Here is a 9,323-nt window from a genome sequence, read left to right as displayed (position 1 = left end):
TTTGGCTCTTTTTATAAGCTGTATTTTGGTTGGATATCCCATATCTAGTCTTTTAACTAGATACTAAGGTCATAAAAAAAGACTTCAAATCCAATTATGAAGCCTTTTTTTTTTGTTATCTAGTAAATAGCCAAAGTCGAGTGATCTGCTTCAGCAGATCAACAGGTTTTCTTTAAAATTTTCTATAATTCTATTATAATTTCCTGCAGATATTTGCTTTAGGCTGAATGCTAATTTGTCATTCCCTTTAATAATCCCTTTATTTGCAGTATATCAAAGAACTGAATGGCCAAAAATTTACTTATTGTTGAATCACCGGCAAAAGCCAAAACTATCGAAGGATATCTTGGGAAGGATTTTCTTGTCAAATCAAGCTATGGTCATATCCGCGACCTGATCAAGACCGATGATGCAATTAATGTGAACAACAATTTTGAACAGCGCTATGAAGTTCCTTCAGATAAAAAAGCCGTAGTCAATGAATTAAAGAAGTTGGCCAAGAATGCTGAAATGGTATGGCTTGCATCGGATGAGGACCGCGAAGGAGAGGCAATTTCATGGCATCTTTTCGAGACCCTTGGACTGAATGAAGACAAAACCAAGCGAATTGTGTTCCATGAAATTACCAAGTCAGCCATTCTTAAAGCAATAGAAACACCCCGAAAAATTGATTATAATTTAGTTTATGCCCAACAGGCCCGCAGGGTTTTAGACCGGCTGGTGGGTTTTGAATTATCTCCGGTATTGTGGAAAAAAGTAAAACCATCCCTTTCTGCCGGACGTGTACAATCCGTTGCAGTTCGGCTGATTGTTGACAGGGAACGAGAAGTAAACAAGTTCACTGCTACTGCAGCATTCCGAGTTGTAGCTGTTTTTTCAACCGACAATCAAAAAGAAATTTTCAGGGCGGAATTGCCAGAGCGATTTGAAAAAGCGCCTGAAGCCGAAAATTTCCTGAAAGATTGTATAAATGCAATATATACCGTTAAAAGCCTGGAAACCAGGCCTACAAAAAGAAGCCCGGCTCCCCCTTTCACTACCTCTACCCTGCAACAGGAAGCCAGCAGAAAATTAGGTTTTTCTGTTGCCAGAACCATGTCGGTGGCTCAGAAATTATACGAAAGCGGTAAAATTACCTATATGCGTACCGACTCGGTTAACCTGTCGGATACTGCATTGAATGCCGCCAGAGCTGAGATTACCTCAGCCTATGGCGAAAAATATCACCATTTAAGAAAATTTAAAACCAAATCGGCAGGTGCACAGGAAGCTCACGAAGCTATACGTCCTACCTACTTTGAGCAGCACAGAATTAGTGGCGATTCTTCCGAACAACGCCTTTACGAACTGATCTGGAAACGTTCAATTGCTTCCCAGATGTCGGATGCGAATTTCGAAAAAACTACCGCCAGAATTACTGTATCAACCCGGCCCGAAGAGTTTGTGGCGAATGGTGAGGTAATGAAATTTGACGGATTCCTTAAGGTATACTTTGAATCCAAAGATGAAGAAGAGGTAGAAATCAACCTTGATGAAGAAAGTGAAAACTCAATTCTACCTCCTTTAAGCAAAGGACAGAGACTGAATTTACGTGAGATGAATGCTACTGAGCGTTATTCAAGACCACCGGCGCGATATACTGAAGCCAGTCTGGTTAAGAAACTCGAAGAGTTGGGCATTGGCAGGCCATCTACTTACGCCCCTACTATTTCAACCATCCAAAACCGGGGTTATGTGGTAAAGGAAGAACGTGAGGGAAAAAAACGCGATTTTCAGTTAATCAGCCTGAAAGATGGAAAAATCAGTACAACTATCAAATCAGAAAATACAGGAGCAGAAAAAAATAAATTGTTCCCAACCGATATTGGTGCAGTAGTAAATGATTTTCTGGTAGAGCATTTCAAGGGTATTGTTGATTTCAACTTTACAGCCCGAGTTGAAAAAGAGTTCGATGAAATCGCTCAGGGTTTAAAAGACTGGACAGAAATGCTCCGCTCCTTTTATAATCCTTTCCATACTGAAGTAGAAAACACTTTGCAAACTGCAAACAGAGCTAGCGGTGAGAGGGAACTTGGTAATGATCCAGAAACCGGAAAGAAAATATCTGTCCGCATAGGCAGGTATGGCCCCTTCGTTCAAATTGGCGAAACACCTGAAAATGATGAGGATGAAAAACCACGTTATGCGAGCCTCCGTGCCGGACAAATGATCGAAACAATTACTTTACCAGAAGCACTTGACTTATTCAAGCTTCCTTTCCCATTAGAAGATTATCAGGGCAAGGAGTTGAGTGTAGGTCTGGGACGGTTTGGACCTTATGTTAAATGGGGTGAAAGTTTCATTTCATTACCCAAAGGCGAAGATCCGCTTTCAGTGAATCTGGAACGGGCTATAGAACTTATTGATCAGAAAAATATCGCGGATGCTCCAATTGCCCAGTATCAGAATCTGCCAGTAACCAAGGGTAAAGGTCGTTTCGGACCATTTATTAAGTGGAATAACCTTTATATCAATGTCCCGGTCCGTTATAATTTCGAAAATCTCGGACAGACAGAAATCGATGAATTAATCAGCAATAAAGTCGAAAAGGAGTCTAATCGATTTATCCAAACCTGGCCATCTGAAAAAATCGCCCTTGAAAATGGTAGATGGGGGCCTTTTATTCGCTTTGGCAAAGAAATGCTTAAGCTTGGAAAAAACAAAAACACTAACGATAAATACAGTCCTGAAGAACTCGCTTCACTTTCTCTCGAAGCGGTTAAAAGACTGATCGAAGAGCAGGTTCCTGATGCATTTGCAGCAAAGACAAAAAAGCCTGTAAAGAAGGTTAGCGTAAAGAAAAGTGCCAAAAAGCTTGTTAAAAAATAGGCTTTATCAACAGATACAGAACCTTTTCAATACCCTATGAAAAAAGATTTACCAGATAACCTAGTCGAAAACATTGCAATGGTTATTGTTCTGGAATCATCAACACCCGAGTTAAAAAATTGGAAGGTATATCTCCTCAACCTGAAGGATGTGCCTATTGAAACCGTCCTTGTTAGTTCCAAAGGTTATGGTGAAAAAGATGGGAAACAGGTTAAAACATCTGTTTTACGCCATTCTATAGGTACGGTAGCAGCCCATGATTTTGCTGCCATTGAGCTTATTGATGAACAGGTTCTCGGATTAACCAATGAATATTGGCTTAGCTACTACATCAACGGACAGATCTTCGACAAGAAATTCATCTTTGTAGCTGAAAGTATTATTGACACCAATCTCAGCCGAATACCCTTATTGAACATGCCTGGTGTGATGATTGGTTAAAAATTACTTACTGTACTTTAATTATTAAACACAGTTAATCATAAAGTTTTGACCCCAAATCCCAGATAACTCAAAAGTTCATATCCTGCAAATAAAGCAGAACCCTATCTTTGAATATGGATTTGAATCAAAACATAGCCCAGCTTAGTGCAGAAGAACAACGTGTTCTCGGATCACTAATCGAAAAAAGCAAAACTACACCCGATTATTACCCTATGTCTATCAATGGTCTTCAGTCGGCTTGTAACCAAAAAACTTCAAGGTCACCAATTGTTCAGTATGATGAAGAAACTATAGTTGAGACCTTAAATTCATTAAAGAAAAAAAGTTTAGTATCCACAGCAACAGGAGGTTCAAGCAGGGTAGTCAAATACAAACATAATCTGGGAATTGTTTACCCTTTGATTCCGGCAGAGCTTGCTTTACTCGGTTTACTCCTGCTCAGGGGACCACAAACGCCCGGGGAACTGAATACAAACTCCGGAAGGCTATATGAATTTGAGACCATAGAAGAAGTTCAGAGCACCTTGCAGGATCTTTCAAAAAGGGGCTTTGTAAAATCACTTGACCGCCGGCCGGGTCAGAAGGAAGTACGGTTTGTTCACCTTTTGGGTGACAGTGTGAACGATTCCTATGATTACCAATCAGGTATAAATCCTGCATCTTCAGAGCAGCTTAGTGCACGGGTAGAAATCCTTGAAAAAGAGCTTTCAGAATTAAAAGAGGCATTTAATAAACTCCTGTCCGAATTAAACTAGCCTGGTTTTTATTACAGGCTAATAATTAGTAAATTTCTAATACTGATAAAAATTCATCCATGTTAGAAAACATTGATCTTCAACAGGTTTTAGTGCTTGATATTGAAACCGTTCCTCAATACCCTGGTTTTAACGAATTACCAGCAGAATATCAGCATTTATGGGATCTAAAGACCCGCTTTCAGCGCCGGGACGGCGAAACAGCAGCTGAATTTTATTCCCGGGGAGGAATACTCGCAGAATTTGGAAAAATAATCTGCATTTCAGTTGGTATCTTCTCAAACAAAACTGAAACACTTACCCTGCGTGTTAAATCATTTTTTGGTGATGAAGAAAAGGAAGTGATTCAGTCATTTATTGATCTATTAAACAAACAGTCCAATTCTCTGATATTATGTGCCCACAATGGCAAGGAATTTGATTTTCCTTATTTATGCCGCAGAATGCTGATTAATGAACTTCAAATACCAGTACAGTTGAATATCCATGGAAAAAAGCCCTGGGAGATCATGCACCTCGATACTATGGATCTCTGGAAATTCGGTGATTATAAAAACTATACCTCACTCAACCTGCTTGCTGCTGTATTTAATATTGCAAGCCCTAAAGACGATATCGATGGAAGTATGGTGCACAAAGTTTACTGGGAGGAAAATGACCTTGAAAGAATCAGGGTGTATTGCGAAAAGGATGTAATTACTACTGCACAAATCCTATTAAAATTCAAATCTTTACCTGCACTATCCACAGATCACATCACAATTGTGGAGCCCTGATTGCCATTTCAATGATCAATTGAATGTTATCAAATAGTAAAAAAGTCTATAATTAGCTTGTGAAGCTTTATCTTAGAGGAAATTAGTATAACATGTCAAAAAAGAAATCAACTAACTTTAACCTGGTTCTTACCAAACTCATAACTGATGTGTTTGAAAAATCAGGTAATAAGCTATTAAACTATAAACAAGTTGCATCAAAACTAAACCTCCATGATGATGAAACCAGATCCATAATACTGGAGGTTTTAAAAGAGGAAACCCGAAAAGGAATACTTCAGGAACCTGAAAAGGGCAAATTCATATTAAAACAGCTTAAAACCTTCGTGACCGGAAAGGTAGATATGACCACCGATGGTTCGGCGTATATTGTCAGTGAAGATGAATTTGAAGAAGATATATATGTAGCTCCGCGTAAACTTCGTAATGCACTGCATGGTGATCTTGTTAAGGTATATGTTTACGCCAAGAACAGGGGGCGTAAAAAAGACGGAGAAGTTGTGGAGATTCTGCAAAGAGCCAAAATGGACTTTACAGGTATTATCAAGCTTTCTGACCGTTTTGCCTTTTTCGTTCCGGATGACCGGAAAATGCTGCATGATATTTTTATTCCATTAGACGGACTTAATGGAGCTAAAGATGGTTATAAAGCTATTGCCAAAATCATTGACTGGCCCGAAGATGCCAAAAATCCCATAGGTGAGATTACCCATGTTCTTGGTAAACAAGGAGAGAATAATGCTGAAATGAACGCCATTTTAGCCGATTATGGTTTTCCACTTGCTTTTCCTGAAGAGGTAGAAAAGCAAGCTGAATCAATAAAGGAAGATATTTCAAAAGATGAAATCGCTAAACGGAAGGATTTCAGGGAGGTTTTAACCTTTACGATAGATCCGGCAGATGCCAAAGACTTTGATGATGCCATTTCATTTCAAAATTTAAAAAACGGAAATATAGAAGTAGGCATTCATATAGCTGATGTTTCCCATTATGTTAGAACAGGCACAGCACTTGATAAAGAAGCTTTTGAGAGGGGAACATCTGTTTATCTGGTAGACAGGGTAATTCCTATGCTCCCTGAGCGATTATCAAATGGATTATGCTCCCTTCGGCCTAATGAAGACAAACTATGCTTTTCGGCCGTATTCGAGCTCGACAAGGAGGCCAATGTAATTGAGCAATGGTTTGGAAGAACAATTATCAATTCTGATACACGCTTCAGCTATGAAGATGCACAGGAAGTACTCGAAAATAAAAGTGGTAAACATAGCGAAGAGCTTTTAAAGTTAAATGAGCTTGCATATAAACTTAGAGATCGTAAATTTAAACACGGGGCAATAAGCTTTGAAAGTGTAGAGATAAAATTTCGTCTTGATGATCAGGGTAAACCCCTCGGAGTTTATGTAAAAGAGCGAAAAGATGCCCATAAACTGATTGAGGATTTCATGCTTCTTGCCAACAAAAAGGTAGCCGAATTTATTGCAAAAAAGGGCAAAGGGAATCAGAAATTAACTTTTGTTTACCGTTCCCATGATTCACCGAAGGAAGATGCCCTGTTGAGCTTCTCGCAGTTCGCTTCAAAGTTCGGTTATAAAATTGATATGAGTTCAGGGCGTGAAACTGCCCGCTCGCTGAATTTTTTAATGGCTGATGTGGAAGGAAAGAAAGAGCAGAATGTATTGACTCAGCTCGCGATCAGATCAATGGCTAAGGCGGTTTATACGACTAAGAAACATAGTCACTACGGGCTTGCGTTCGATTATTATACCCACTTCACCTCTCCTATCCGCAGATATCCAGATGTGATGGTTCACCGTTTACTTGAATTATACCTGGCTGAAGGGAAATCAGTAAATGAAGAGGAATTTGAAAAAATGTCAATCCATGCCTCACAGATGGAGAAAAAAGCCGCGGATGCTGAACGTGCTTCAGTAAAGTACAAACAGGCTGAATACCTTCAGAATAATATTGGGGAAGAATTTAATGGAATTATTTCCGGACTGACTGAATGGGGTATGTATGTTGAAATTATAGCCAATAAATGCGAAGGTATGATTCGTTTACGCGACCTTAACGATGATTTTTACGTACTCGATGAGAAGAACTACTGCATCATTGGTCAGCGCCGTAAAAAGAAATATCAATTGGGTGACGAAGTAACTATTATGGTCAAAAAGGTTGATTTAAGTAAGCGTCAAATAGATTTCACCCTGGTAAAATAGTAATGCATTCAATAGAACAGCTTCAAACCATTATTAATAAGGCTATAGCCGATACCCAGTACACCGCAGAACCTGCAGAACTTTACGAGCCTATCACGTACCTGATGCAATTGGGTGGCAAACGAATGAGGCCTGTTCTGGTTTTGGTTTCCACAGAATTATTCGGAGGGAATGTTTCAAAAGCATTGGATGCTGCAATTGGCATTGAGCTCTTTCATAATTTCACCCTGATGCATGATGATATTATGGATAAAGCACCCCTAAGGAGAGGGAATCCAACTGTACATGTAAAATGGAACGAAAGTGCAGCAATTTTATCAGGGGATGTGATGTTTGTAGAGGCCTATAAACTCATGATTAGGGTAGATGATTCAATACTTCGGAAAGTTCTGGATATATTCTCGGATACCGCATCAGGTGTTTGTCAGGGGCAACAGGCGGATATGAATTTTGAGAAAAGGGATCAAGTGAGTCTGGAGGAATATATTGAAATGATCAGACTAAAAACTGCAGTATTACTCGCAGGAAGTATGCAGATCGGTGCATTGATTGGTGGTGCAGAAAAAGAGCAGGCTGATTTATTATATGAATTTGGCGAAAACCTGGGGCTTGCATTTCAATTGCAGGACGATATCCTGGATGTATACGGTGATCCTGAAAAGTTCGGAAAACAGGTTGGAGGGGATATTCTTGCCGATAAAAAAACCTTTCTCCTAATCAAAGCCAGGGAACTGGCCAATGGAGAAACATCTACAGAACTTGCTAAATGGCTGAATCAGCCTGATGTTCAGGCAGTCAAAAAGGTGAATGCCATCACTTCCATCTATGATTCACTGGGAGTACGAAAGCTGGCAGAAGCTGAAATGGAAAATTTTGTCAGGAAAGCATTAAATGCCCTTGATAAAATCACTGTGGAAAATTCAAGGAAAGAACTTCTCAGAGGATTTGCTGAGCAATTACTGATCAGAGAGCATTAAAAAAGCCCTGATTTTCACCAGGGCTTTCATTAATGAATATTTTTTGATACTAAAAATTAAGCTTCTGCAGAAGTAGCATCATCTGATGCATCTTTCTTTGCAGGAGCTTTCTTAGCTACTGGCTCTTTCTTAGCTGCAGGCTTTTTAGCTGCTGGTTTAGCTGCTACCTTCACTGCTTTTTCAGTCACCTTAGCTTTAGGAGCTACTGCTTTCTTAACTTTTGGAGCAGCGTCCTCAACTACTACTTCAGCTTCTCTTGGAAGAATTGAAACATACGACTTATTATCATATCTCTTTCTGAACATTACTGTACCATCAATCATTGCAAAAAGGGTATGGTCTTTACCAATACCAACATTTCTGTCAGGATGATGCTGAGTACCGCGCTGACGCACGATAATATTTCCTGCAATTGCTGCCTGACCACCGAAGATCTTAATACCCAAACGCTTGCTATGTGATTCGCGACCGTTTCTGGAACTACCGGCTCCTTTTTTATGTGCCATGTTATTTTATAATTTATGAATTGTAAACAATTCAGGATTTTAAACTTAAACTATTGTAAGAATATAAAACTTACAACCTATAACTTATTACTTACAACTTACAAGGAAATGCCTGTAATCTCAATCTTAGTGAACATCTGACGGTGTCCGTTTTTCTTCTTGTAACCTTTACGACGTTTCTTCTTGAAAACGATTACTTTTTCTCCTTTTAAATGAGACAGTATTTTAGCACTTACTTTGGCTCCCTTTAATGCATCAGCACCAATTGAGAATTTACCATCATTTTCAGCTAATAATACATTGTCAAATTCAATACTAGCGCCTTCTTCTCCCTGTAAACGGTGTACAAAAAGATATTGGTCTTTAGCAACTTTAAATTGCTGTCCGGCTATATTTACTATTGCGTACATTATTAATATATTTTTTTAAATGAGGTGCAAATATATGAATATTTCTTTTGAAAGAAAAACTAATTTGGAATAATTGGTCTGGAGGGAGATCTCTTCCGCATAATACCTTAAATACTTCCCAGGTAGAATTAAGTTTTTATCAGATACTTCAGCAGCCTTCAGCTTTAAATGTAGGAATATTTGAGATTTTACGGTTCTGATTGGTCAGATCAGGTTCCGGAACCGCAATGATTTGATTTTGAAAAGCAATACCTGGGTCTTATAGGCTGGTTCAGCCCTTTCCTCCGGAGTATTTCCGGCAAGAAAACGCGTTCCCCTCTGGTCGGTGTTCTCACCGTACCAGGCACGATCATATCATTGGTCGG

Annotated in this window: 8 protein-coding genes; 6 read left to right on the top strand and 2 right to left on the bottom strand. The window is 39.2% G+C overall.

Translation table 11 applies throughout. The features are described from left to right. Positions 1-285 precede the first annotated feature (285 nt). The 6 genes from topA (at position 286) to Q8S11_RS00150 (ending at position 8,042) form a co-directional block, all read left to right on the top strand. Positions 286-2,868 (top strand): type I DNA topoisomerase, encoded by a 2,583-nt coding sequence (topA, locus tag Q8S11_RS00175; protein ID WP_305660049.1) that lies wholly within the window; start codon positions 286-288, stop codon positions 2,866-2,868. 36 nt (positions 2,869-2,904) lie between these two features. Continuing rightward, entirely contained in the window at positions 2,905-3,309 is a 405-nt protein-coding gene (locus tag Q8S11_RS00170; protein ID WP_305660048.1) for a hypothetical protein, read from the top strand. Between the two features lie 116 nt (positions 3,310-3,425). Then, positions 3,426-4,067, top strand: a complete 642-nt coding sequence (locus Q8S11_RS00165; RefSeq protein WP_305660047.1) for a YceH family protein — start codon at positions 3,426-3,428, stop codon at positions 4,065-4,067. 59 nt (positions 4,068-4,126) lie between these two features. Then, complete coding sequence (locus tag Q8S11_RS00160) at positions 4,127-4,843, top strand: 3'-5' exonuclease (RefSeq protein WP_305660046.1); 717 nt, start codon at positions 4,127-4,129, stop codon at positions 4,841-4,843. A 92-nt stretch (positions 4,844-4,935) separates the two neighbouring features. Next, the gene (rnr, locus tag Q8S11_RS00155) at positions 4,936-7,065 is read left to right on the top strand and encodes a ribonuclease R (RefSeq protein ID WP_305660045.1); all 2,130 of its coding nucleotides are present in this window, start codon (positions 4,936-4,938) and stop codon (positions 7,063-7,065) included. Between the two features lie 2 nt (positions 7,066-7,067). Further along, entirely contained in the window at positions 7,068-8,042 is a 975-nt protein-coding gene (locus Q8S11_RS00150; protein WP_305660044.1) for a polyprenyl synthetase family protein, read from the top strand. 56 nt (positions 8,043-8,098) lie between these two features. On the opposite strand, the gene rpmA is transcribed toward Q8S11_RS00150, so the two are convergent. Both rpmA and rplU read right to left on the bottom strand, forming a co-directional pair. Further along, positions 8,099-8,548: a 50S ribosomal protein L27 gene (rpmA, locus tag Q8S11_RS00145; protein WP_305660043.1), complete on the bottom strand. Its 450-nt coding sequence runs from the start codon at positions 8,546-8,548 to the stop codon at positions 8,099-8,101. Between the two features lie 98 nt (positions 8,549-8,646). Further along, positions 8,647-8,958, bottom strand: a complete 312-nt coding sequence (rplU, locus tag Q8S11_RS00140) for a 50S ribosomal protein L21 (protein ID WP_305660042.1) — start codon at positions 8,956-8,958, stop codon at positions 8,647-8,649. Positions 8,959-9,323: the final 365 nt, after the last annotated feature.

Origin of the sequence: Daejeonella sp. (assembly GCF_030695525.1) — a bacterium.
Taxonomy (GTDB): domain Bacteria; phylum Bacteroidota; class Bacteroidia; order Sphingobacteriales; family Sphingobacteriaceae; genus Daejeonella.
This window is presented reverse-complemented; position numbering and strand designations above follow the sequence as displayed.

Bases quoted from the DNA above. Each gene is read 5' to 3' on its own strand.
- topA (WP_305660049.1), top strand. From the start codon at position 286: ATGGCCAAAAATTTACTTATTGTTGAATCACCGGCAAAAGCCAAAACT.
- Q8S11_RS00170 (WP_305660048.1), top strand. From the start codon at position 2,905: ATGAAAAAAGATTTACCAGATAACCTAGTCGAAAACATTGCAATGGTT.
- Q8S11_RS00165 (WP_305660047.1), top strand. From the start codon at position 3,426: ATGGATTTGAATCAAAACATAGCCCAGCTTAGTGCAGAAGAACAACGT.
- Q8S11_RS00160 (WP_305660046.1), top strand. From the start codon at position 4,127: ATGTTAGAAAACATTGATCTTCAACAGGTTTTAGTGCTTGATATTGAA.
- rnr (WP_305660045.1), top strand. From the start codon at position 4,936: ATGTCAAAAAAGAAATCAACTAACTTTAACCTGGTTCTTACCAAACTC.
- Q8S11_RS00150 (WP_305660044.1), top strand. From the start codon at position 7,068: ATGCATTCAATAGAACAGCTTCAAACCATTATTAATAAGGCTATAGCC.
- rpmA (WP_305660043.1), bottom strand. From the start codon at position 8,548: ATGGCACATAAAAAAGGAGCCGGTAGTTCCAGAAACGGTCGCGAATCA.
- rplU (WP_305660042.1), bottom strand. From the start codon at position 8,958: ATGTACGCAATAGTAAATATAGCCGGACAGCAATTTAAAGTTGCTAAA.